This window comes from Parafrankia soli, from assembly GCF_001854695.1.
GTDB lineage: Bacteria > Actinomycetota > Actinomycetes > Frankiales > Frankiaceae > Parafrankia > Parafrankia soli.
The window spans coordinates 1-23524 of record NZ_MAXA01000221.1 but is presented as its reverse complement, the minus strand read 5'-3'; the positions used below and the strand labels follow the sequence as shown (position 1 = coordinate 23524).

General features: G+C 68.8%; 23 protein-coding genes. 14 read left to right on the top strand and 9 right to left on the bottom strand.

What is annotated here, in order from left to right:
- Positions 1–61 precede the first annotated feature (61 nt).
- From nirB to BBK14_RS19840, 3 genes are read left to right on the top strand one after another with little or no spacing between them, the layout of a single operon-like run.
- Positions 62–2602: a nitrite reductase large subunit NirB gene (gene nirB, locus BBK14_RS19850; RefSeq protein WP_071064712.1), complete on the top strand. Its 2541-nt coding sequence runs from the start codon at positions 62–64 to the stop codon at positions 2600–2602.
- Positions 2599–2991, top strand: coding sequence for a nitrite reductase small subunit NirD (gene nirD / locus BBK14_RS19845; RefSeq protein WP_083391102.1), 393 nt, complete (start codon positions 2599–2601; stop codon positions 2989–2991). Before nirB ends, nirD begins: the two co-directional genes overlap by 4 nt.
- Positions 2988–4139: a uroporphyrinogen-III synthase gene (locus BBK14_RS19840; RefSeq protein WP_071064710.1), complete on the top strand. Its 1152-nt coding sequence runs from the start codon at positions 2988–2990 to the stop codon at positions 4137–4139. The genes nirD and BBK14_RS19840 overlap by 4 nt, the downstream gene beginning before the upstream one ends.
- Before the next feature lie 48 nt (positions 4140–4187).
- Here the strand turns inward: BBK14_RS19840 and BBK14_RS19835 are convergent, their stop codons facing one another.
- The 3 genes from BBK14_RS19835 to BBK14_RS19825 form a co-directional block, all read right to left on the bottom strand.
- Entirely contained in the window at positions 4188–5582 is a 1395-nt protein-coding gene (locus BBK14_RS19835) for a nitrate/nitrite transporter (protein WP_071064708.1), read from the bottom strand.
- Between the two features lie 160 nt (positions 5583–5742).
- Entirely contained in the window at positions 5743–6555 is an 813-nt protein-coding gene (locus BBK14_RS19830) for a sugar phosphate isomerase/epimerase family protein (protein WP_071064706.1), read from the bottom strand.
- Positions 6556–6667: 112 nt separating this feature from the next.
- Positions 6668–7702 (bottom strand): zinc-dependent alcohol dehydrogenase, encoded by a 1035-nt coding sequence (locus tag BBK14_RS19825; RefSeq protein WP_071064704.1) that lies wholly within the window; start codon positions 7700–7702, stop codon positions 6668–6670.
- Between the two features lie 102 nt (positions 7703–7804).
- Here BBK14_RS19825 and BBK14_RS19820 point away from each other — a divergent pair, with 102 nt between their 5' ends.
- On the top strand, positions 7805–8269 hold the full coding sequence (locus BBK14_RS19820) for a TetR/AcrR family transcriptional regulator (protein ID WP_241831685.1): 465 nt from the start codon (positions 7805–7807) through the stop codon (positions 8267–8269).
- A gap of 40 nt (positions 8270–8309) precedes the next feature.
- On the opposite strand, the gene BBK14_RS19815 is transcribed toward BBK14_RS19820, so the two are convergent.
- Positions 8310–9029 carry a hypothetical protein gene (locus tag BBK14_RS19815; protein ID WP_241831684.1) on the bottom strand — a complete coding sequence of 240 codons (720 nt, stop codon included), beginning with the start codon at positions 9027–9029 and terminating at the stop codon, positions 8310–8312.
- Between the two features lie 738 nt (positions 9030–9767).
- Here BBK14_RS19815 and BBK14_RS19810 point away from each other — a divergent pair.
- Positions 9768–11030 (top strand): diacylglycerol/lipid kinase family protein, encoded by a 1263-nt coding sequence (locus BBK14_RS19810; RefSeq protein ID WP_241831683.1) that lies wholly within the window; start codon positions 9768–9770, stop codon positions 11028–11030.
- A 173-nt stretch (positions 11031–11203) separates the two neighbouring features.
- Here BBK14_RS19810 and BBK14_RS19805 read toward each other — a convergent pair whose 3' ends face one another.
- Positions 11204–12040, bottom strand: a complete 837-nt coding sequence (locus BBK14_RS19805; protein ID WP_241831682.1) for a hypothetical protein — start codon at positions 12038–12040, stop codon at positions 11204–11206.
- 256 nt (positions 12041–12296) lie between these two features.
- Here BBK14_RS19805 and BBK14_RS19800 point away from each other — a divergent pair, with 256 nt between their 5' ends.
- Positions 12297–12644: a carboxymuconolactone decarboxylase family protein gene (locus tag BBK14_RS19800; protein WP_071064698.1), complete on the top strand. Its 348-nt coding sequence runs from the start codon at positions 12297–12299 to the stop codon at positions 12642–12644.
- Positions 12645–13079: 435 nt separating this feature from the next.
- Positions 13080–14300: a DUF2252 domain-containing protein gene (locus BBK14_RS19795; RefSeq protein ID WP_241831690.1), complete on the top strand. Its 1221-nt coding sequence runs from the start codon at positions 13080–13082 to the stop codon at positions 14298–14300.
- A gap of 137 nt (positions 14301–14437) precedes the next feature.
- Here the strand turns inward: BBK14_RS19795 and BBK14_RS38435 are convergent, their stop codons facing one another.
- Positions 14438–14890 carry a hypothetical protein gene (locus BBK14_RS38435; RefSeq protein ID WP_071064696.1) on the bottom strand — a complete coding sequence of 151 codons (453 nt, stop codon included), beginning with the start codon at positions 14888–14890 and terminating at the stop codon, positions 14438–14440.
- A 149-nt stretch (positions 14891–15039) separates the two neighbouring features.
- Positions 15040–15522 (bottom strand): MarR family winged helix-turn-helix transcriptional regulator, encoded by a 483-nt coding sequence (locus tag BBK14_RS19785; RefSeq protein WP_198541346.1) that lies wholly within the window; start codon positions 15520–15522, stop codon positions 15040–15042.
- An 87-nt stretch (positions 15523–15609) separates the two neighbouring features.
- Here BBK14_RS19785 and BBK14_RS19780 point away from each other — a divergent pair, with 87 nt between their 5' ends.
- The 3 genes from BBK14_RS19780 to BBK14_RS19765 all read left to right on the top strand — a co-directional run bounded on the left by BBK14_RS19780 (position 15610) and on the right by BBK14_RS19765 (position 18380).
- A complete protein-coding gene (locus BBK14_RS19780; protein ID WP_071064692.1) occupies positions 15610–16458 on the top strand; it encodes an NAD(P)H-binding protein in 849 nt (282 codons plus the stop codon).
- 377 nt (positions 16459–16835) lie between these two features.
- Entirely contained in the window at positions 16836–17858 is a 1023-nt protein-coding gene (locus BBK14_RS19770; RefSeq protein WP_241831681.1) for a 2-hydroxyacid dehydrogenase, read from the top strand.
- Between the two features lie 288 nt (positions 17859–18146).
- On the top strand, positions 18147–18380 hold the full coding sequence (locus BBK14_RS19765) for a hypothetical protein (protein ID WP_241831680.1): 234 nt from the start codon (positions 18147–18149) through the stop codon (positions 18378–18380).
- A gap of 34 nt (positions 18381–18414) precedes the next feature.
- Here BBK14_RS19765 and BBK14_RS19760 read toward each other — a convergent pair whose 3' ends face one another.
- Positions 18415–19122, bottom strand: coding sequence for a TetR/AcrR family transcriptional regulator (locus tag BBK14_RS19760; protein WP_241831679.1), 708 nt, complete (start codon positions 19120–19122; stop codon positions 18415–18417).
- A 137-nt stretch (positions 19123–19259) separates the two neighbouring features.
- Between BBK14_RS19760 and BBK14_RS42905 the strand changes: the two genes are divergently transcribed.
- The 4 genes from BBK14_RS42905 (at position 19260) to BBK14_RS19745 (ending at position 21993) form a co-directional block, all read left to right on the top strand.
- Complete coding sequence (locus BBK14_RS42905) at positions 19260–19700, top strand: MFS transporter (protein ID WP_241831678.1); 441 nt, start codon at positions 19260–19262, stop codon at positions 19698–19700.
- A 291-nt stretch (positions 19701–19991) separates the two neighbouring features.
- The gene (locus BBK14_RS42900; protein WP_241831677.1) at positions 19992–20639 is read left to right on the top strand and encodes an MFS transporter; all 648 of its coding nucleotides are present in this window, start codon (positions 19992–19994) and stop codon (positions 20637–20639) included.
- Positions 20640–20701: 62 nt separating this feature from the next.
- The gene (locus tag BBK14_RS19750; RefSeq protein ID WP_071064684.1) at positions 20702–21124 is read left to right on the top strand and encodes a helix-turn-helix domain-containing protein; all 423 of its coding nucleotides are present in this window, start codon (positions 20702–20704) and stop codon (positions 21122–21124) included.
- Positions 21121–21993 (top strand): alpha/beta fold hydrolase, encoded by an 873-nt coding sequence (locus tag BBK14_RS19745; RefSeq protein WP_071064682.1) that lies wholly within the window; start codon positions 21121–21123, stop codon positions 21991–21993. Before BBK14_RS19750 ends, BBK14_RS19745 begins: the two co-directional genes overlap by 4 nt.
- On the opposite strand, the gene BBK14_RS39005 is transcribed toward BBK14_RS19745, so the two are convergent.
- Complete coding sequence (locus BBK14_RS39005; protein WP_071064680.1) at positions 21986–22198, bottom strand: hypothetical protein; 213 nt, start codon at positions 22196–22198, stop codon at positions 21986–21988. The genes BBK14_RS19745 and BBK14_RS39005 overlap by 8 nt on opposite strands.
- Between the last annotated feature and the right edge of the window lie 1326 nt (positions 22199–23524).

Below are 23524 nucleotides of genomic sequence, written 5' to 3'. Positions count from 1 at the left end.
GCCCGGGATAACTCGCGGTGGTCAAGGTGGCACCAACCCAGAGCGGAGAGGGGACTGCTTCATGCCCGCAACCCGCCGGAAGCACGTCGTCGTCGTCGGTAACGGCATGGTCGGCCAGCGGTTCGTGGAGACACTGCGGCAACGCGACACCGGGGGCCGGTTCTCGATCACCGTGGTGGGCGAGGAGCCGCGCCGTGCGTACGATCGCGTCGCGCTCTCGTCCTACTTCGACGGAGTGAGCGCCGCCGAACTGGACCTCGTGGCCGCGGGCACCTACGACAGCCCGCACGCGACGCTGCATCTGGACGAGTCCGTCGCGGCGATCGACCGGGCCGCCTCGACCGTCACCACCAGCCGCGGTCGCACCCTCGACTACGACGTCCTCGTGCTGGCCACCGGCTCGTACCCGTTCGTCCCCCCGGTCCCGGGCAGGGACCTGGACGGCTGCTTCGTCTACCGGACCCTTGACGACCTGGACGCCATCCGCGCCGCTGCCGCGGCCGCGGCCGAACACACGCGTGGCCGCCGGGCCGGGCTGGTCGTCGGCGGTGGGCTGCTCGGGCTCGAGGCGGCGCGGGCGCTGCGCCTGCTCGGCATGAGCCCGCACGTGGTGGAGCTGGCGCCGCGGCTGATGCCGCTGCAGGTGGACGAGCCCGGCGGCGCGGTGCTCCGCCGACTGATCGAGCGCCTCGGCGTCACCGTCCACACGGCGACGTCCGTGGCCGCCGTCGAGCCCAGCGGCGGACGGCTGCTCGCCACCCTGGCCAACGGCACCGAGCTCGACCTGGACGTCGTCGTCTTCTCCGCCGGCATCCGTCCCCGCGACCAGTTGGCGCGTGAGTGTGGCCTTGCTGTCGGGCCGCGCGGCGGCGTCGCGGTGGACGCACGGTGCCGCACGACCGACGAGTCCATCTATGCCATCGGGGAGTGCGCCGTCGTCGACGGTCATGTGTACGGCCTGGTCGCCCCGGGCTACGACATGGCCTCCGTGGTCGCCGAGCAGCTGCTCGGCCGGGACGCCACGTTCACCGGCGCGGACCTGAGCACGAAGCTCAAGCTGCTCGGTGTCGACGTCGCCAGCTTCGGTGACGCCCTCGCGGCCACGGCGGGTGCGCTGGAGGTCCGCGTCGAGAACGCGGTGGAGAACACCTACGCCAAGATCGTCGTCTCCGACGACGCCAGCACGCTGCTCGGCGGCATCCTCGTGGGTGACGCGAGCCGCTATGCGGCACTGCGCCCTCTGGTCGGGCGGCGGCTCCCGGCGGACCCCGTCGCGATGATCGCCCCGACCGGCGGAGTCGACCTCGACGCGGGGGCCCTGCCTCGCGAGGCGCAGATCTGCTCCTGCAACGACGTCTCCAAGGGCGCGATCCTGGACTCGATCGTCGAGCACGGTCTCACCGACGTCGCGGGGATCAAGGCGTGTACGCGGGCCGGCACGACCTGCGGATCCTGCGTGGCCCTGCTCAAGCCACTGCTGGCCGAGGCCGGCGTCGAGGTCGGCACGGGGCTGTGCGAGCACTTCGACGTCACCCGGGCCGAGCTCTTCGAGATCGCCCGCAGTCAACGGATCGGCACCTTCACCGAGCTCGTCCAGCGGCACGGACGTGGCCGCGGCTGCGACACGTGCAAGCCCGCCGTGGCCTCGATCCTGGCCAGCCTGGGGCACGGCTACGTCCTGGACGGAGAACAGGCCGCCCTGCAGGACACCAACGACCACTTCCTCGCGAACCTCCAGAAGAACGGCACCTACTCGGTGGTGCCCCGCGTCCCGGGCGGGGAGATCACGCCGGAGAAGCTGATCGTCATCGGCGAGGTGGCCCGTGACTTCGGCCTCTACGTGAAGATCACCGGAGGGCAGCGTGTCGACCTGTTCGGGGCGCGGGTCGAGCAGCTGCCGCTGATCTGGAGGCGTCTGGTCGACGCCGGGATGGAGTCCGGCCACGCCTACGGGAAGGCGATGCGGACCGTGAAGAGCTGCGTCGGCTCGACGTGGTGCCGCTACGGTGTCCAGGACTCGGCCGGCCTCGCCATAGACCTCGAACTGCGCTACCGCGGCATCCGAGGCCCCCACAAGATCAAGGCTGGTGTCAGCGGCTGCGCCCGCGAATGTGCCGAGGCGCAGGGCAAGGACATCGGCGTGATCGCCACGGATGCCGGCTGGAACCTCTACGTCGGCGGCAACGGGGGAGCGCGCCCGCGGCACGCCGACCTGTTCCTCACTTCGGTCGACACCAGGACCCTCGTCAGGGCCATCGACCGGTTCATCATGTTCTACGTCCGGACCGCCGACCGTCTGCAGCGGACGTCCACCTGGGTCGAGTCGCTGTCCGCGGACGGTCAGGACGGACTGGCGTACCTGCGCGGCGTGCTCGTCGACGACAGCCTCGGCATCTGCGCCGAACTGGACGCCGCCATGGAATCGCACGTCGCGCACTACTCTGACGAGTGGGCCGACACCCTGGCCGACCCCGAGCGGCTCAGGCGGTTCGTCAGTTTCGTGAACGCACCGGAGGTGCCGGACCCGTCCATCCAGTGGGCGCCCGAGCGCGGCCAGATCAAACCGCTGATCGCCGGCCCGACCCTGGAGGTGGTGTCGTGAGGACCGTGGAGGCCGTGGAGGCCGCGAAGGCCATGGAGACCGACGTGTGGGACAGCGTCTGCGGCTCCCGCGACCTCCCCGTCGAGCGGGGCGTCGCCGCTCTGCTCGGTGACGTCCAGGTCGCGATCTTCCGGACCTACGACGGCGCGCTCTTCGCCGTCGGCAACCAGGATCCGTTCACCGGAGCCTTCGTGCTCTCCCGGGGCATCGTGGGCTCCCGGGGAGAGACTCCCACTGTCGCCTCCCCACTTCACAAGCAGGTCTTCGACCTGCGCACTGGTCGCTGCCTCGACTCGGACGGCGTCGTCATCCCGACCTACCCGGTGCGGGAACGTGACGGTTACGTGGAGGTCCACGTCGGGACGGAAGCCGGGCGAGCGTCACGGTGACCGACTCCGGCCCGGTGACGGCGCCCGTCGAGCCGCTCGCCGGTTACACGGTCGCGCTCACCGCGGCGCGCCGGCGTGAGGAGTTCGGCGCGGCTCTGGAGCGACGCGGCGCCAAGGTCGTCTACGCCCCCGCCATACGCATCGTGCCGCTCGCGGACGACGCCCGGCTGCGGGAGGCCACCGAACGCTGCATCGCCGCACCCGTGGACGTCGTCGTCGCCACCACCGGAATCGGCTTCCGGGGCTGGGTCGACGCAGCCGAGACGTGGGGTCTCGCCGACCGGCTGGTCGCGGCGTTCGAGTCGGCGGACCTGCTGGCACGCGGGCCGAAGGCGCGCGGTGCGATCCGGGCGACCGGGCTGCGTGAGGCGTGGTCACCCGAGTCGGAGTCATCCTCCGAGGTCATGTCATACCTGACCGCCCACGGCGGCCTGGACGGCAAGCGGATCGCGGTGCAGCTGCACGGCGAGCCACTGCCGGACATGCTCCAGACGCTGCGCGCGGCCGGCGCCGAGGTCATCGAGATTCCCGTCTACCGGTGGGTCCCGGCGCAGGACATGGCTCCCGTCCGCCGCGTGGTGGAGTGCGTCGCGGCACGGTCGCTGGACGCGGTCGCGTTCACGAGCGCGCCCGCCGCCGCGAGCTTCCTGCAGACAGCCGACGAGATGGCGCTGCGATCCGCCGCCGCGGAGGCGATGCGCGGCCCGGTTGTCGCCGCCTGCGTCGGCCCGGTGACGGCCGCTCCCCTCGGGCGGGCTGGGATTCCGTGCGTGATCCCGTCGCGGGGACGTCTGGGCGCGCTTGTCCGGGAGATCGTGGAGCAGGTGCCCATCCGGCGTGGCCTGCGACTGCGCGTCGGCGAGCGCGCGCTGGACGTCCGTGGCCACGCCGTGGCCGTCGACGGTGTGCTCGTCGCGCTGCCCGCCGCCTCGATGACGCTGCTGCGCGCCCTGGCGGCCAGGCCTGGCTATGTCGTCTCCCGGGCGGACCTGCTCAACCTGACCGGCACGACCGACGAGCACGCGCTCGAGGTCGCCGTGGGCCGCCTGCGCACGTCGCTCGGCGACCCCGCCCTCATCCGGACCGTGGTGAAGCGCGGATACCGGCTCGACTGTGAGCCGGTATCCGCCTCCTCCGGGTGCCTCTAGGCCGTCTCGGCGTCCAGGTTGTCCCGGTGTCCAGGCCATCCCGGTATCTCAGATGCCGGCGGCGCGATTCTCGGACGGACGGACATAGACGGCCCAGGTGACCGCGAGGCAGAGTGCGTAGAAGGCGATGAAGCCGACGTAGGCCGCGTCGCCGTTGCCGCTGCTCAGGAACGACTGGCGGAACGCGATGTTGACGAGCACACCGCCGAAGGCGCCGATCGCGCCGGCAATGCCGATCACGGCGTTCGCGATGCGCCGCGCCTCCTGGTCTCCGCCCATGCGTAGCCGGAACACCGCCGGGATCATCTTGTAGACCGAGCCGTTGCCGATCCCGCTGAAGACGAACAGCGCCATGAACCCGACGAGGAACAGCGGCAGCGAGCCCTGTTCCGAGGCGACGAGCACGACGATGCCGGCCGCCGCCATCGCGGCGAAGTTCCACAGCGTCGTCCGCGCACCGCCGAGGCGGTCGGCCAGCCAGCCGCCGACCGGGCGGACGAGCGAGCCGGTCAGCGGCCCGAGGAACGTCAGATACATGACCTTCACCGGGTCGACCCTGCCCGTTGCCGCGGAGAGGAAATGGGAGCCGAACTCGTTGGACAGCACCTGCCCGAACGCGAAGCCGAAGCCGATGAACGAGCCGAACGTCCCGATGTAGAGCAGCGAGATCAGCCAGGTGTGCACGTCGGCACAGGCGTCGCGCATCGCCCGCTTCTCGTTCCGCACGTTGGCGATGTTGTCCTGTAGCAGCGCGGCCGCCGCGATCGCGATCACCACCAACGGCAGGTAGATCGCGACCATGACCCGCGGATGATCCTTACCCGCGGTCGCGATGACGAGCAACCCGATCAACTGGACAGTCGCGACCCCGATGTTGCCCCCGCCGGCGTTGAGCCCGAGCGCCGCGCCCTTGAGCCGCTGCGGAAAGAAGGAGTTGATGTTGGTCATGGACGAGGCGAAGTTCCCGCCCCCGACGCCGGCCAGTGCGGCCAGGACCAGCAGCGTCGCGTAGCTCGTCCCGGGCTTCAACGCGATCCCGGTGGCGATCAGTGGGACGAGCAGAAGCGCTGCCGAGATGACCGTCCAGTTGCGTCCGCCGAACTTCGCGACGGCGAACGTGTACGGCAGCCGCACAGCGGAACCGATCGCGGTCGGCACTATCGTCAACATGAACTTCTCGGCGGCGGCCTGCTTCGGGTCAGCGGAGATCCCGTAATTCGGGCCGAGGAACAGCACGAACACCGACCACAGTGACCAGATCGAGAACCCGATGTGCTCGGAGAACACCGACACGAGCAGGTTGCGCCTGGCGACCGCCCGGCCTCCTCCGTCCCAGAACCGCTCGTCCTCGGGACGCCAGTCCTCCAGCCATCGCCCCCGGATCAGCCCACCAGCCGACGGTGCGGTGGTGGCAGTCGGAATCGGATCCAACGTCGTGGTCATCGTTCCTCCGGTCGGCTGCGTAGTCCGGTTACCGTGATGACCCTAGGAACCGCGGATTGCCTGGGCGTTCGCGTGCGGGGGCGACGTCGCAACGGATCCCACACCGTGCGCGGTAGCGGCTGGTGAGGTTCAGCCGGGGCTGGTTGGCGGCCAGAACGAACTACAGCCGGGCCAGGAGGCCGCGAGTCGCCTCAACGCACCGGGCGAGCCGGTCATGGGGGTTGACACCGGCTTGTGCCTGTGAGCGGATCGGTACCTCGAGTCCGATCACCCGGTCGCGGGGCAGCGCCGTGAGCAGGTCGAGCAACGGCAGCTCACCCGTGCCCGGCACCATCCGCTCGAACATCGCCTCCGTCATGTAGTCGGAGGTGGCGGGAACCAGCGGCGCGTCGCTGAGCTGGATGTAGCCGACGACGTCGGAGTCCAGTGCCGCGATGTCGTCGGGAGTGGAACCGGACCGGATGATGTGCATCGTGTCGATGAGGAGACGGAAGTCCGGCCGCCCGACCTGGCGGATGGCGTGGAGCGCCGTCGGTAGATCTCCGATTGTCAGGCCCGGGCCCGGCTCGATGGTCGTCTCCATACCGAACGACGCCGCCAGCTCGGCGAGAAGTCCGAACTGCTGCACGCTGCGGTCCGGATCGGGATCGAGGGAGACGGTGTTGACTCGTCGGACACCCAGCTCCGCCATAAGCTCAAGATCGGGAACCCGGTCGCGGACATCAGAGCCCGCGCGGACGTTCATACCTTCACCGAGCGAGACGGAGATGTCGCGGTCACGCATCGCCGCGATCATGTTCCGTCGCAGCGGGGTGTCCTCGCGTAACGAGAAGGGAGGGTAGCCCAGTGAGCTGTACGGATTGGATTCCAGGCCGGTGGAAATGTGCCGGCAGCCGAGGTCGGCGGCCAGGGAGACGAAGTCCACCGGTGGCATTCCGAAGACGCTGAGAAACTCGATACCCAAGCTTTCCATCGGTTTCGCCTTCTTTCTTGTGGTGGCAGGGTTCTGTCGTGCCGGAGCCGACGGCGTCGCGGGGGCGGCGCGGGTCGCGGGATATCTCGACAGGGACGTGCGTGGCTGTCGCTCAGGCCACCTGGAGGGAAACGCGTACCGCGTCCTGGCCGGGCACGCGTCGATCGGCCAGCGCCAGCGCGTCTTCGAACTGTTCCAGCGGGAACGACGCGCCGTGGAGCACGCCGGTGGGCACCTTCCCCTCGTTGATCATTGTGCAGGCGCCGGCCAGGTCGAGGCCGCCGCCGGGCGCGATGGTCAGGTGACGCAGCGGGATCTGACTGACGTCGAATCCGTCGAGAAGCCGGTCCTTCATCCCGGCCGCGACGATCGTGGCGCCGGTCCGGGCGATCCGCATGGCGGTCTTCAGCGTCACCGGGTTACCTGACGCGGCGTCGAGGACGACGTCCGCCATCGCTCCACCGGTGATCTCGGCGACGCGGGCGACCACGTCCTCGTTCTCCACATCGATGGCGTGATCCGCGCCGACCTTGAGCGCGGTGTCGAGTCGGAGCCGGTCGCCGGCCAGCCCGGTCACGATGATCGTTCCGGCGCCGGCCGCGCGGGCGCCGACGATCGCGGCCAGCCCCATGTGGCCAGGGCCCTCCACCACCAGAGTCTGGCCGGGCTGCACGGACCGGATCCAGGTGATCGCGTTGGTCAGGCACTCGTAGACCGTCAACTCGGTCGCCGGCAGGTCGTCGCGAAGCCGGTGGACCTCCGAGCCGGGCACGAGCTCCATGTAGTCGGCATAGCCGCCGAAGAGTCCGGATCCCTCATCAAGAGGAAAGTCGAACCCGTAAACCCTGCTCCCGGTAGGTCCGCGCACCACTGAACGGACCCCGACCCGGTCGCCTTCCCGGACGCCGAACTGCGCCTGCGCCTGCGGTGTGATCTCGTCGATCCGACCGACGATCTCGTGACCGGGAACGGCGGGGAACACCCCACCCGACGGCACCGGCGCGTGCCCCCTGAACTGGTCGACATCGCTGTGACAGATGCCGACCGCCTCGACCCGCAGCACCGCGCATCCCGGCCTTAACGCCGGCTTCGGGACCTCTCGAAGCTCCCAGGTCTCGTCACCCTTGAACACGATCGCACGTGGCACGTCAACGTCTCCTCGCAACGAAGTGAGCTTCATAGTTATCTGTCAGTCGACAGGCAAGTCAATACTTGACAGTCGACTGACAGATTCATAAAGTGACGGACCGTGACGGCGGCCAACGGGGCGAGGCGGACCCAGGCGGAGCGGCGCGCGGCCTCCGAGGAGGCGGTGCTGCGGGCCGCCGCCGAGCTGATCGCGGAGCGTGGGCTCGAGCGCGCGTCACTGCGCAGCATCGGCGCCCGCGCCGGGATCAGCCGTGCGATGCCCGCCTACCACTTCGGGTCGAAGGACGTCCTGATCACCCGGCTCGCCGAGCGGGCGCACGAACGGACGCTGGAGGCGACCAGGGAGGCGCTCAGGCAGGCGCACCAACGCATCGACGAGCTCTCCAGCCTCGAGGTGCTGCGGGCGACCATCGAGACCTACCTCCAGGTCTTCACCACAGCGGATTCCCCGGAGGAACGCGCCGTCGTCGTTCTGTGGGGCGCCACCTTTCCCGCCGAGGCACCCCCTGAACCCACAGGTGCGCGCGGCCGGGTCACCACGGGACCGGGATCGAACCCGTGGTGACCCCGGCGGCGGAATCGTCGCTGCGCGCCGGGGCCCTCGTTCACCGTGGCGACGTCGCCCGTCGCGGAACGCGCACCGGCAGCGACGCGTGGCCGGATGCCCAGACGTGTCGTTCTTCGTAGGACCACGCGTAGGTCGGGTTGCCGTCCCGTATGAGGCCGCGTAGCCCGGGAAGACCGAGTTCCAGTGCGGACCACTCGTACAACTGCTGAAGCCGCGGCTGGATCACGCCGTAGTCGAGCATCCGCCCGAGACCATGCTCATCTGCGAGGTAAACCTGCAGATCCTCGTCGGGTGGGTAGCGGTCGGGAAGGACCCGGCCGAGTGAGAGAAATATTCCCGCCATCCCGAGCCGTGGATCGCCGATGGCCCGGCCCAGGACAGCGAGCCGGCCCAGCGACAGCCGCGGCGCCGCGACCAGCGCGTGCGCATACAGAACACGGAGCAGGACGACGTTGAGAAAGAAGCGCTCGGTCGCCGACTCCAACTCGGCGAGATCACGGTTGTCCAGGTAGGCGGAGACGATGCTCGCGTTGTGGGCGCGGTACCAGCTCCAGGATGTCGGTGCACTGATGAACGCCGACCACAGGTCGATCGCCGGCGAGGACTGCTCACCCCGCAGGCCACCCGAGCGCGCCATGGCCTCACAACCGTCGCGCAGCAGCCGGTCATTGACCTCCCGCCACCACCGGCTCCCTGGAGGGGCTGCGTCCGGAGGATTGAGCACCCCCCGCTCGATCTGCCAGTACATGAACGACATCGCCGCTCTTCGGAAAGGTAGGTGTCGCGGCGCGCGCCCGACCGGTCCGTGATAGGTGCGTGACAGAAGCGCCATCCGCCCCCGGGGGTGATCGCGCACCCCCGCGACCTGAGTCGCCGCCCACTCCGCGGCAGTTCCCGCCATTGGTCGCATCCCGGAAACCTCTCCCCGTCCGCGGTATGAGATGGCTGGAACATCTCCACGCAGGGTCAGTATGACTGGTCTGCCACAGAAACCCGACGACAAGTCCTTCCGGTCCCTCGACGCGGCCGGAGTGTCGCCGTCTCGCGCGAGCGGGCTGGACCGTCCGGCTGACAGCAGACATCCGCTCCTGATCGAGTTGCCCACGATAGTTTCGGCTGGGATGATGGAGATAAAGCCGCGAGAGGTGGGTGGGAAACAGGATGGCAGGTTACTTCCGGGCTTGTGGCCAGTCGATGTTCGGCGCCTTCCGGGACATGCTTTCCGTCTTTCCGTGGGCCGGTGTTTCCTTTTATGCTCTCGCTGATCTTCTCCGTGGCCGGGAACTGGCTGGGTGGTTGAGGACGGGGTGGCTTTCTTCCTGGTGAACACCGAGAGCTGGGTGGTGCGCGCCGTCAGGAGGGCCTGATCGCGACGGTGCTGTCATGAAGCGCGGAAGGATGGGCAATCGTGCGTTCCGGGATGGTTCGCCGGTCGGGGCGGCGTGCGGGAGCACCGGTGTCCCGATCCCGGCGGGCGGCGGCTTCAGTGGCGTTGGTGAGCTTCACCGCGGCGGTCGCGGTCATTGTCGCCCGGCTGATCGACCGGCCGATTGCCCTGCCGGTTTCGGTCGCCGCTGTGACGATCGCGTTGGTAGCGGGCTGGACGGCGCTGGTCGGACGGGGGCTGCGCCGCCTGAGCGCGGCTGTCGTGGCGGCCTTCGCGCTCGGCGGCCTGATCGTCTTCGCGGGGGTGGTCGGCCTGACCACCGTGCTGGTCACCGTGTGCCTGCTCGTCACGTCGGGAACCGCGGCGCGCGGAGCCTTCGGGCGGCACCGGCCGAAAGGGCTCATGGTTGGAGCCGCCCGCCGCGGTGTCCTGCTGGTGAACCCGCGCTCCGGGGGCGGCGCCGCCGACCGCCACAATCTCGCCCAGGAGGCCGCCCGGCGCGGGATCGCGGTCGTGACCCTCACGCCAGGCGCTGATCTGCGCTCCCTCGCCGAGGACGTCGCCGACCGCGGAGCCGACGTGGTGGGCATGGCGGGTGGCGATGGTTCGCAGGCGGTCGTCGCCGACGTGGCGCGGCGGCGCGGGATGGCCTTCGTCTGTGTCCCAGCCGGTACTCGTAACCACTTCGCCCTTGACCTCGGCCTCGATCGGAAGGATGTCGCGGGGGCGCTCGACGCGTTCGACCTGGCTGTCGAGCGGCGCGTTGACCTCGGTCAGCTCGGTGACCGCGTGTTCGTCAACAACGTCTCGTTGGGCGTCTACGCCGAGATCGTGCAGTCCGACAGCTACCGTGACGCCAAGGTGGGAACGGCGGCCGCGAGGCTGCCTGACCTTCTGGGCCTGGACCGCGCTCCGCCGGATCTTCGCTTCACCGGCCCGGACGGTCGCGCCGGATCGACCGCGGACGTTCTGCTCGTGTCCAACAACGCCTACCAACTGCACAGCCTTGGTGGTTTCGGCACCCGGCCCCGGCTCGACGGCGGCCGKCTTGGCATGGTGGCATTGCGCGTCGATCGCGCCCGCGACCTACCCGTACTCGTCGCGCTCGAGTCCGTGGGTGCCATCAGCCGGTTCCGTGGTTTCCACCAGTGGACCAGCCCCACGATGCGGGTCGACTCCGCGCGACCGGTCAGCGTCGGCGTGGACGGGGAGGCGCTGTGCCTGCCGCCACCGCTGGAGCTGCGCTCGCTTCCGGCGGCTGTGCGCGTTCGGATTCCGCTGCACGCGCCCGGGGTCCCGACCGTGCGGCCGGGTGTCTGGGAGATGTTCCCTGCGCTGATCCGCATCGCGGGCGGCCGGTCGCCGGCATGAGTCCGCCCGTGCGGCCTCGGCGTGGGTTGACAGCCGACCCGGTCATCGTTCTCAGGGCTTCGTCTGCCCGATCGGAGCGGCCGGCGGCGCCGCGGCGCCATCGGAGGGCCTGCCGTCGGGGCTCGGTGTGGCGGCGGCAACGACACTCAGCGCGGCCAGGGCGACGACGACTATCAGCAGGACGAGGGCGACCGATGACGGGGTCGGAGAGTTCCACAACGCCAGGGCCAGAGCCCCTGCCCCGATGACGATCCCGCTGGTGAGGCGGCGGTGCCTGTCCAACAGCATCCCGGGCCGCCGGTGCGCAGACCCACGCGGGCTATGGCCCGACCGGTGGCGCCGGTGGCGTGGGCGGCACCGGAGCGGATGGCGCGTGCGCCGCGTCCCGGCCCGTAGAGATATCCGGCGACCACGATGATGACGGCTATGGTCAGCCCGGTGAGCGCGCTGTTCCGCAGGAAACGGACGAGAGTGTCGTAGATGGCTGCTGCCGCATCCCGAGGCTGGGCGTCGGGCGGGACGGAGTCCAGATAGATCTGGCGTGTGACAGCCAGCCCCACCAGCAGCACGACCATCATCACGCCGATCCCGATGCCCGCGGCCATGAGCCCGGCGCGGTGCGAGGGCACCTGATGAACCGCGCTGGTCGGAGCGGCCTTGAGTGCGCCGGCCAGCGCGTCGGTGTGGTCCACGACAATGGGGGGAGCACCGGTTTTTGCGACGGCGTCGGCGAGCGACGCGGCGACCTGATCGGCGTTGACGTTACTGACGACCCGGTTGGTCAGACGGTCGATCACCATGTTCTGCACCGCGGGATCGGTGGCAAGCGGGGCGACGGTCTCCACGTACCGGTCAGTGTCGGAGACCGTCGTGTCTGCCCAGGCGGCAACCACGCCGAGTGGCGCCAGCAGRGCGGCTACCAGGAGCAGGATGGACGCCCCGACGGACAGGGGACGCCCGCCGTCCGAACGCGCGGGGCCGTCGACGTCGCGGCCAGCATTTTCGACCATGGCGCAGTTCCTCCCGCTTTTGCCTGCGAGGCCGCCATCACGGTCCCGCGCCGCGCCCTTCCCGGAGAGGAGTGAAGCAGAAATCTGTCTGCAGGCGAGCCGGGGATGTGGCGCCGCGAAATTCTGGAAAAATGTCGAAATTCGGCTTCGTCGCCTTGATCTGTCGGCGTTGCATGTTTGCGGCTTGCCGGTCCCGGGCAACCAATCATAGGAAAATATCGTTGAGATGCAATCGGTCAGAACAAAGGAGAGAACAATGGCGACACAGGCTCCTGAGCGGACGCTCGGCGCGATCGCGCAGGGCGATGCGCCGGTTTTCGAAGAGATCGTGCAGATGCACTTGAACACACTCGAGCGGTCAGGCCTGGACGAGCGCACCTACCATCTCGTGCGCTTGGCGGCGCTTATCGCCCTGGACTCGGCGCCCGTCTCCTACCTGATGAATCTCGCCGCTGCCAAGGAGGCAGGCCTCACCGCCGCCGACGCACAGGGTGTGACCACCGCCATCGCACCGATCGTCGGAAGTGCCCGGGTCGTGTCGGCAGCGGGGAACGTCCTGCGCGCGCTCGGCCTGGACGAGATCCTGAACGAGAACCCGGCGTAGCGGGAACCTGGTAGAGCGGTCCGGGCCGGTCGGGACTACGGTCGGGCGAGCACCGGCACGACCCTCGACGCCGGCTCCGCCGCCGACGTCGCCTCCGACCGGCCCGCCGATACGGTGTGAGGTAGAGCATGGCAGCTGTCGTCAGCTCGCCGCCGGTCGCGGCTGGTTCGCGGCCGCGGCTGTCCGCGAAATCCACACGACTGTCCGCGAAATCCGAACAACTCACGCCGATCGAACGTGCGGCACGGGGAAAGGACGCGAGGACGCGCGCGCCGCGCGGGATTCATGGCGAGTATGCGCCGGCGTCGGGCCGGGTCGATCCGGTTGACCTGATCGAACGGCAGTCGGGGGCGCGGCTGCCTGAGCTTGTCCCGCTGCGCTATCAGCGCATGCTGGAGTCTCCGTTCCGGCTTCTTTCGCGGTGCTGCCGCGGTGATGGCGGCGGATCTCGCCGGCACGCCGGTCTCGGGGATCGACGTCCAGCTCTGCGGCGACGCGCACCTGCTCAACTTCCGTCTGCTCGCGTCGCCTGAGCGTCACCTGGTGTTCGACATCAACGACTTCGACGAGACGCTTCCCGGCCCGTGGGAGTGGGACGTGAAACGGCTGGCCGCGAGCCTGGTCATCGCCGGCCGTGGCAACGGGTTCGCGCCGGCGGGCCGACAGGCGGCCGTCATCGCGGCGATCGGTGCGTACCGGGCCTGGATGCGCCGGTTCGCGGCCATGACCAACCTCGATGTCTGGTACGCCCACGTCGACGTGGATCAGCTGCAGGGCCGGTTCGCGGGCGTGTTGGGTCGGCGGTACTCCCGGCGTCTGTCCCGTGCGGCGATCAGTGCCCGGTCCCGTGACCGGCGGCGGGCGTTCGCCCGGCTGACCGAGGTGACCGAGGGCCAGCCTCGTTTCGTCTCCGACCCGCCGCTGCTCGTCCCGGTCCGCGAGCTGCTCCGCGGGGTCGAGCATGACCTGTTGACAGGTCAGCTCACGACCGTCATCGACCGGTACGGCGCCACCCTGGCGGATGACCGGCGTTCGTTGCTCGCCCAGTATCGGCTCGTCGACGTCGCGCGCAAGGTCGTCGGTGTCGGCAGTGTGGGTACCCGCTGCTGGGTGGCGCTGCTGCTGGGCCGTGACCGTGACGACCCGCTGCTGTTGCAGGTCAAGGAGGCGCAGGCGTCGGTCCTGGCGGATCATCTGCCCGGCAGTCGGTATGGCAACCAGGGGGAGCGGGTCGTCGCCGGGCAACGTCTGATGCAGGCTGCCGGGGACATCTTTCTGGGCTGGCAGCGGGTGGACGGCATCGACGGGCAGTGCCGTGACTTCTACATCCGCCAGTTGCAGGACTGGAAGGGCGTCGCGCTCCCCGAACGCATGGACCCCGAGGGCCTTGCCCTGTTCGCGCGGCTGTGCGGGGCGACCCTCGCCCGGGCCCACGCCCGCTCAGGTGACCGTGTGGCGATCGGGGCCTACCTCGGCGCCGGAGACGCCTTCGACCGGGCGATCGTCCGGTTCGCCGAGGCCTATGCGGACCAGAACGAACGTGATTTCGCGGCGCTCGCCGAGGCCGCGCGGTCCGGACGGATCAGTACGGCAGGTCAACGAGCGAACCGTGTGGTTGCGCGAGGTTCAGATAGGTCTCCAACGAGACGTCGTTGACAAATCGCTGTTGACGTACGTAAAGGGGCTCCGTCATGGATTACCCACTTCTGTCGGCCTTCTGGACGATGCTGCTGTTCTTCGGATTTCTCCTGTGGCTGTACGTGCTCTTCATCGCGGGGACGGGGGTGACCAGGTCAGTGCGGTGGCCGCTGACCCGGTTCGAGTGCGCCATCGGCAGCGTGGCAGCCCAGCTCGCCTGGCTGCGCGAGTACACGCGGGACGTACCAGACCGTGACGGAGTCGTTCTGGTCCACGGCCACCCGTCCGAGCACGCAGTCGTCCTTGCCGGCGGCGAGTGCGATGCCGAGCGGTGACGTCGGGGCGCTGCCCTCGGGCCGCGCCACCTCGACGCGAACGTCGGTGTCCGAGAACGACTTCTCGACCGCGAGGCGCACCGCGGTGTCGTCCAGCCGCTGCTGCGCGGGGACCTCCTCGAGCGTCCTGGCCAGGATTTCCGGGGTGCCGAGGGGGAGCGAAGGGGCGGGCGACGGCTCGGGAAGGACGAGCGCGGGAAGGTCGGGGCAGTCGATGTGGTCGGGCGGGTCGCGGTGGACGCGAGGACCGAACCTGCACGCGTAGCATCGCACCGCGTGCGACGGATCCATCGAAGACGGCGCCCGAGCCCTCGCGAGTGACGGAGATCCGCAGCACGACACGTCCATCCTCGAATCTGCCACCCTCGGCCACCAGCGTCTTGATCGTCACCTCGAGCCCCCCGTCGATTGACGGTTCCAGCTCAGCTGGCCGGTGAGGCTCGCCTGCCGGAGGCGCGTTCATAGACGCGCAGGGTCTCGACGAACAGGCTGCGCTCGGCCGGGGTCAGCGGTTGGAGGGCTTCGCGCCAGGCGGCGGCGCCCGGACCGAGCCATCCCTCGATCGCCGGGCGGCTGGCGTCGGCGATGCTCACGATGCGGCGCCGCCGGTCGTCGGGATCCTCGTGGCGTTCCACGACCCCGCCGCGGCTGAGGTCGGCAATCATGAGGCTGACTGTCGTTGGTGCCACCTCCAACCGTGTGGCCAGGGCGTTCACGGTCATGGGGCCGTCGAAGAGCAGGTAGGACAGCAGCGACAGGTGCCGGGGGGCGAGGGCCAGCCCGGCCAGCTCGTCCGGCGGCGGTGTCCGCTTGATCCGTCCGATCAGCTGYGGCATCAGTAGCAGGAGTGCTCGGACGGCCTCGTCTACGTCGACCTCGTCGCCGTGCCCGGGGTTGGTTGACACGCCCCTCCCTCGCGTAGTTAGCTTTGCCATGAAAAGTGCTTTGCTAGTAAAGGTAATGTGTACCTCTGACCTCACCGCAGGAGTGTCATGGCCATTCTTGTCACCGGCGCACGCGGCAACATCGGGTCACGCCTGACAGCCAGACTGGACGCCGCCGGTCATCCGGTCCGCGGGTCGGCCCGCGACAGCACGACCCTACGGCTGCCTGGCGGAGCCGAGCCGGTCGAGCTCGACCTCACCGACCCGGGCGTCGCCGGAGCGGACGCGCTGCGCGGCGTCGACGCCGTTTTCCTCTATCCGGTCATCGGCTCGGTCGATGCGTTCCTGGAGATGGCCGCGAAGGTCGGCGTGCGCTATCTGGTGCTGCTGTCCTCGCCGGCGGCCTATGAGGTCGGGGAGTTCGACCAGCCCATCGGGTTGGTGCACCGCGCGGTCGAGCGGGCCGTCGCCGAGTCCGGGATCGCGCACACCGTGCTTTACCCGAGCTGGCTCGCCACCAATGCCCGGCGGGACTGGGCCGACCAGATCCGGACGACCGGGCGGGTCGCGATGGCCTTCGGGGACGCCTCCTTCACACCGATCCATCCCGACGACATCGCGGAGGTCGCCGCCGACCTGCTCACCCGCGGCACCCACCGGTCTCGGATGCAGATCCTCACCGGCCCGCGGTCGCTTCGGCTACGGGACACGGTCGCGGTCATCGGCGATGTCCTCGGCGTCGAGATACCCGTGGACGATCTGACTCGTGAGCAGGCGCTGGAACGCGAGGACGGCGGCATCCCCCGCCCGATCCTGGAGACCCTGCTCGACGTGGCCGAGGCGAGCGTCGGCCTGACAGCCCCCGTGAACAACACGGTCGAACGGATCACCGGTCATCCGGCCCGGCCGTTCCGCTCCTGGGCCGAAGCCCACCGGAGGCACTTCCAGCCTCGCTGACGGCCGGTCGGCATCGTCGTCGAGGGTCTGGAGGGTCGGTCACAATCCGTGGATGCCTCTCGGCATCGCTCCTGCCTCGGCTGGCCGTGGCCGTCACCGTCGCATTCGCGGGCCAGTTGTGCGTAGGGGAGCCCGTCGCCGGGGATCGCCGGTTGGTCAGGGTCGACCAGGGCGCTCAACCGCGTCCCGCTATGCCTGGCGGTCTCAGGGGCCAGCGCATCACCTGCATGCTTTCCGGCCGACACGCCGGGCAGGCCTGGGGGATGGGCGACGTGAGTAATGACATCGGGTAAAATGACGCCCAGCAAGGATGATCGTTGCCAGGTCGTGTGCTGCCGCCGTCTCTGCGTCGGTATTGCTCGGAAAGACACAGACGCATGACGAAAGAACGGGGACGAAACGTGCGGGTCGCGGTCTTCTCGTCGAAGGACTATGACCGCCGCTTCCTGAGTGACGCTCAGACCGGTAGCCTGGAGCTCAATTTTTTTGAGCACCGGTTGACCGAACAGACTGCGGGTCTAGCGCAGGGAYATGACGCGGTCTGCGTGTTCGTTGAGGATGAGGTGTCGGCCGGCGTGCTGACCAGGCTCGCCGCGGACGGCATCCGACTGGTGGTGCTGCGCTCGGCTGGGTATGACAATGTCGACCTTGCTTGTGCTCGTTCGCTCGGTATTGTCGTCGCCCACGTGCCGGCCTACAGTCCGCATGCAGTCGCCGAGCACGCAGTCGCCTTGATCCTGGCCCTGAACCGCCATGTGTGCCGGGCCTACAACCGGGTGCGTGATTACAACTTCGCTCTCACCGGCCTACTTGGTTTCGACCTCCACGGACGCACCGTAGGAGTGGTCGGCACTGGGGCGATCGGCACCGTCTTCGCGCGGATCATGACGGGATTCGGATGTCGAGTGATCGCACATGATGTCAGACGTAACCCGGAATGCGAACGACTCGGCGTCGGATACGTCGCACTGAACCAGCTTCTCGACGAGTCGGACATCATATCACTGCACTGCCCGTTGACCCCGCTTACACACCACATCATCGATGCCGACGCRCTGGCTCGGATGAAGCACGGTGTGATGCTCGTGAACACGAGTCGTGGCGGTCTTCTGGACACAGCCGCCGTGGTCTCCGGCCTCAAGAGCGGGATTATCGGCTATCTCGGAATCGATGTCTACGAGGAGGAGAACGCCCTCTTCTTCGAGGACAGGTCGGAACGAGGGGCGTTCGACGACGATCTGTTCGCGCGGCTACTGACGTTTCCGAATGTCCTGGTGACAGGGCATCAGGGTTTCTTCACCACCGATGCGCTGACGCGGATCGCTGAGGTCACGATCGCCAATCTCCAGGGTTTCGAACGAGGCGAAGGACCACAGTTCCCGATCAGAACAAGCGACTGAGAACGGCCGTAATTCGACACGGACCCCTGCCACACCGGCCCTCATAATGACTGGTCTGCCACAGAAACCCGACGACCCCGACGACCCCGACGACCCCGACGACCCCGACGACCCCGATGCCGCCGGGAACGCGAGGACGGCGGCATCCCCCGACCGATCCTGGAGACCCTGCTCGACGCCGGGCGCCCTTGCTGGCGGTCGGTTCGGGGGCGCGCCGCCCGCTCGGCCTCGTTGTCGAGAAGCTGGAGGGTCAGTCACGATCCGTGGAATGCGTCTCGGTATCGCTGTGTGCCGTACGAGAGCCGCGCCGACTCGGTGATGTACTGCCAGGTGCTGGCCGAACTCGCTCGCGACCGCGGTTGGGCGGTCCACCTCTATACCGCCAAGGACGGCGAGGCCGAAGCGGTCCGCATCCTGGGTGAGCGAGCGAAGGAGGTCCTTCACAGCCCGCGGGCTGTGTGGGGAGCACCGTGGTCCAAGGACCATCGGGCGGCACTCGCGGCAACGATCGTGGCCCCCTGACTTCGCTCCCGGCAGTAGTTCGGTGTGCCGGCCGTCACCACCGCTTTGTCTTGTCGGCTGCGTTTTCCTTTGGCGGGACCGGAGTCACCGGGGCCTGCCACAGCCCGACGATCGCGTCGATCAGGCTGGCGGCGAGGGCGTCCCAGCTCGGCTCGAGGGTCGGGGTGCCCTCGGCGAGGGCGCGTTCACGTTCGACGCACATCTGCGTGATCAGGTGACGTGCCATGACCCACCGAACGGCGCGGATGTCGGCCGACAGGTCGGGCAGACACTGGTTCAGGCCTACCAGGAGCAGGCGCAGCGAGGCGGATTTGAGCGATTCCTCGACGGTGATCCTGCGAAGGGCGGGGTCGCTCACGACCTGGGCGCGGAATCGTGCGTACCAGGTGGGGCTGCCCAGGGCGGCCAGGTGCTCGGTGGACGGGCGGACCAGGCAGGCCACCCAGTCGCGGAGGTCGGTGGAGCCGGCGGCTTCGGCAACCAGGGTCACCCGTACCTGCTCCATCTGGTCGGCGTGCCGGCGTGCGATCGCGCGCACCAGGTCGGCCTTCGTACCGAAGTGGTAGCTGACCACGGCGTTGTTACTCTGCCCCGCCGCCTCACTGACCTGGCGGTTGGATACCGCGTGCATTCCGCGCTCGGCAAACAGCCGTTCCGCGGTGTTGAGGATCAACTCGCGCGTCGCGCTGCCCCGCTCCGGTCGCACCGCCTTACCCGCCATCGTCGTTACCTCACCTGCCATCGTCGTTACCTCCCGTGCACCGGCCGTCGCCGCATGATCGCCGCCGCCTCCTGCGGCGAAATTAGTCATCTGATTTACTCAGATAAATCGGATGAATTAATTGATCTTGCATCGCTCTTTCGGTCGGAGGCTCGTCTGTGTCCCACCCCGTTGCCAGCCCCGCTGATCTTGCCAGGCCCATCGGTGCCGTCGCGTCCACGGCACCGCGGCCGGGGGCTGTCGTAGCGGTTCTGTCGTTCTCGGCGTCCGGGACGGTGTGGGCGATCACCGCGACGCTGCTTGCCTCCGCTGTCGCCACCCCGGTGGCAGGCCGGCTCGGCGACATGTACGGCAAGCGGCGCATGCTGTTGACCAGCCTCGGCCTGTTGATGGTCGGATCGGTCGTCGCCGGCCTGTCCACCACCCTGATCCCCCTGGTCGTCGGGCGGACACTGCAGGGGCTGGCGGCCGGTGTCATCCCGCTGGGGATCAGCGTCATGCGCGACGAGCTGCCGCCCGAGCGCCTCGGTTCGGCGACCGCGACGATGAGCTCCTCGCTCGGTGTCGGCGGCGCCTGGGGCTGCCCGCGGCGGCCCTGATCGCCGACCACGCCAACTGGCATCTGCTGTTCTGGATCTCGGCGGGGCTGGGTGCCATCGCCACCGCGCTCGTGCTGCGGCTGGTGCCGGAATCCCGGGTCCGCGCCGGCGGGCGCGTCGACCTCGTTGGTGCGGCCGGGCTGTCGGCGGTGCTCGTGTGCCTGCTGCTGGCGATCTCCCAGGGCGCGGACTGGGGGCTGGAACAGCGGCCGCACCCTCGGCCTGTTCGTCGCGGGCGTCGCGGCTCTGCTGGCGTGGGGTCGCTGGGAGCTGAGCACGCGACAGCCGCTGGTGGACCTGCGCACCAGCGCGCGACGTCAGGTGCTGGTCACCAACCTCGCCTCGGTCATGTTCGGTGTCGCCACGATGCCGGTCCGGCTGGTGCAGCCCCAGATACTGCAGCTGCCCGCCGCCACCGGCTACGGGCTGGGGAAGTCGCTGCTGGTCACCGGCCTGGTCCTGACCCCCACCGGCCTGGTGATGATGGTCGTCTCACCGCTGTCCGCGCGCATCTCCGCCGCCAGGGGACCGAAGACGACCCTGATGGCCGGAGCCGTCGTGATCGCCGCTGGCTATGCGCTGGGCATCGGGCTGATATCCGCCATCTGGCAGCTCATGATGGTCACCAGCGTCATCGGCGCCGGGATCGGGCTCGCCTACGGCGCCATGCCGGCGCTCATCATGGCGGCGGTTCCGATCTCCGAGACCGGCGCAGCCAACAGCCTCAACAGCCTCATGCGGACCATCGGCGCGGCCGCCGCCAGCGCGGTCGGGGGAGCCGTCCTGGCCCAGCTGACCATCACCGTCGCCGGTGTCGCCGTCCCCGGGGAGAACGGCCTGCGCATGGCCATGGCCATCGGCGGCGGCGCGGCCCTGCTCGCCCTGGCCATCGCCACGCTCATACCCCGCCGCCGCCCGCTTGTGCATGCTGACGCATGACGATCCAACCTTCCTGATCTTTACCTAAACAACCCTATAGTTAGGCGTGTTAAGCTGCGTTTGTGGAGCGTCTCTACTCGGTTGATCAAGTTGCTGACCTGCTGGGCCTGCACGTGCGGACGGTGCGCGGATACGTGCGTGGCGGGCAGCTGAAGGCGGTGCGGATCGGCAAGCAGTACCGGATCGCGCATGAGGACCTCGAGGTCTTCACCGGCCGTTCGCTGTCGCCGCCCGCCCGGGAGACGGTCGCACGTGAGCGGCACGTCGGGGTGTCGAGCATCGTCGAGGTCGAGGTGATCAGTCCCGACACGGCGAGCCGGGTGAGCACCCTGCTCACCGCCGCGACCGCCCATAGGCGCGACGCACCCGTGCGGATCGAGACGGTCTACGACGAGGAACGGGCACGTATGAAGATCATCATTTTGGCTGAGATCGACGACACCGTGTGGCTGCTGGAACACGTCAAGGCAGTACTCGAGTCATGAGTGCCATCTACCGGACCGAGGCGGGCGGGAACGAGGTCCGGCGGCGCTACGCCGAGATCCTCAGCGGCTGGCCGGTGCCGGCCGAGCACCTGCGCCTCCCGACGCKAGAAGGGKAGACATTCGTCGTGGYGTCCGGTGCTCCGGGCTCGCCGCCCCTTCTGCTGCTACACGGCTCGGGCACCAACGCGGCGATGTGGATGAGTGACATCCCGGCATGGGCGGAGCACTTCCGCGTCCACGCGGTCGACCTGATCGGCGAGCCGGGCCTGAGTGAGCCCAGACGTCCCCCGCTGAGTTCGGAGGCCTGTGCGCTGTGGCTGGACGACGTGCTCGGGGCACTGGGGATCACACGTACAGCCGTCGTCGGAGCGTCGCTCGGCGGGTGGCTGGCGCTGGACTACGCGACGCGACGGCCGGACCGGGTGGAGCGTCTGGTCGCCATGTGCCCCGGGGGCCTCGGCAGGCAGAAGGTGGGCTGGGTGCCCAAGGCGATCATGCTGCGCCCCTTCGGGGAGTGGGGCCTGCGAAAGACGCTGCAAACGGTAGCCGGCTTCGACTTCACGGCGATCCAGACCGCCAGCGGCCTGGACGCGTCGCGTACCCAGGAGTTCCTCGACTACATGGTATTGACCCACCGCCATTTCAGGCCCCGCACCGAGCGCCTGCCCCTGTTCTCCGACGACGCCCTGCGTCACCTGACCATGCCGACGCTCGTGATCGTCGGCGAGCGCGACGCGATGCTCGACTCCCATGAGACTGCCCAGCGAGTGACTCGCACCATCCCGCACGCCATCGCCACGGTTCTCCCCGGCGTGGCACACAGCATCACCGGCCAGACCCAGCCCATCCTCGATTTCCTGCTCAGCTGATCCCGCGCTCCGCATTGATCTCCCCTCGACGGCGAAGGCTCGACCGGCTCCCCCGGGAAATCCAGGGCGCATGTGGTCGGGGACAGTCGATCTCGCAGGTGTTCGCGAACTCGGCGGCGTTGACGGCGGCGTCGTAGAGCCCGTCCTCGAAGGAGCACCGGTGGATGGTGACCGGCTCCCCGGTCGGGCTGAGCTCGCGGAGCACGTCGCCTCCGGCCCGCCTAGGTCGATCATCACCTCGCAGCGTCCTTCCTCCTGGTCTGTATTTCCGGAAGTCCGGGTTTCGGTGGATTCCACTGCGATTTTCTGGAAACCACCATACTGGCGCCATTCAGTGAATCCGCCTATCTGTACGCAACTCGCCACCGACGGGCGGGAACGGTTCCCGGGGCAGATTCCGGAATGATCGGCGACAAGCTGGTTGGGTAAGGGTCCCGAACCGAACGGATTCTTCCTGGTCGACATCGACTCGTGGTTCAGCTGCGCCCACACCCGGGGCCGGACTGGATGAACCTCGGTGGGTCCGTCGGGGTCATCCTCGTCACGCACGCGGTCCCAGGCATTGAGCCGTCTGGCGGGGCGTCGGCGATCTGGGCGGAGGCCGGGGCGGCGAGCAACAGCATGAGCGCGGCCGTGGCGGTCACACCAGCCCGGGCGGCTCCGGCTGGAGCTCCGACCTCATCGGGGCCCGCACGGAAGGCCGGCTGCCATCGTGGAATCGCGGTCCGCCGCCTGTGTCCCATCACGCTCGTCCGCCCCCTCCGCTGCGTGTCCGTAGGCTTTGTGTGTACCCGTCCTGCGGCTGCGACACTCCGATGTCGAGCGGGTGCGGACGGTGCTGGTGACTTGAGGGTCACCTTATGATCATTAGTCCCGGTCTGGGTCTCGCGGCGGCCTCGACCGCCGCGCCCGGACCGCCGTGCCGCACCCACCCGCTCACTACTCCGGGGTGGGTAGTCGCCGTCCGGCGTGGGCCCTGTCCAGCCTCGGGTAGGGCCTACAGACACCCTGCCCCGGCGACCCGAGGACACCGGCCGCGAACCGGTGCCTCCGCGCGACAGCCACCAGGATCGTCACGCCACGGCGACACAACCAACCGGCGGAACGCGGCTCCGGATAATCCGCCAGCCCGCCATGCAGGCCAGGCGAAAGATGCGAGCCGGCGGCGCTTTCGGCCGCACCGAGGGCTGGTGCGGTGGATGGCCAGGATGATATTCGATAGATCTTTTCTCATTCCATCGACATTCTTTCTGCATCTGGCGGGGATACTGGCGGCCGGGCCATGCATCGCCCGTCCTCCGTCTGATGGTTAAGCGCAGGTCGCCGTTGAGCGGTCCGAGCCTAGTAGCGCAGTTACCTCGACGGCCCTGCCGGAAAATGAGCAGAGGAGTGTCATGACTCTCAACAAGAGCCGCGTTTATGCAATGCTAGCCACGGTTCCGGCGGCTGTGACCTTCGCCTTCGCAGCGCCCGCCTCTGCTCAGACCGCGGTTGGTGGGCCGACTGTGGGTGGTACGACCGTGGCTGGTGG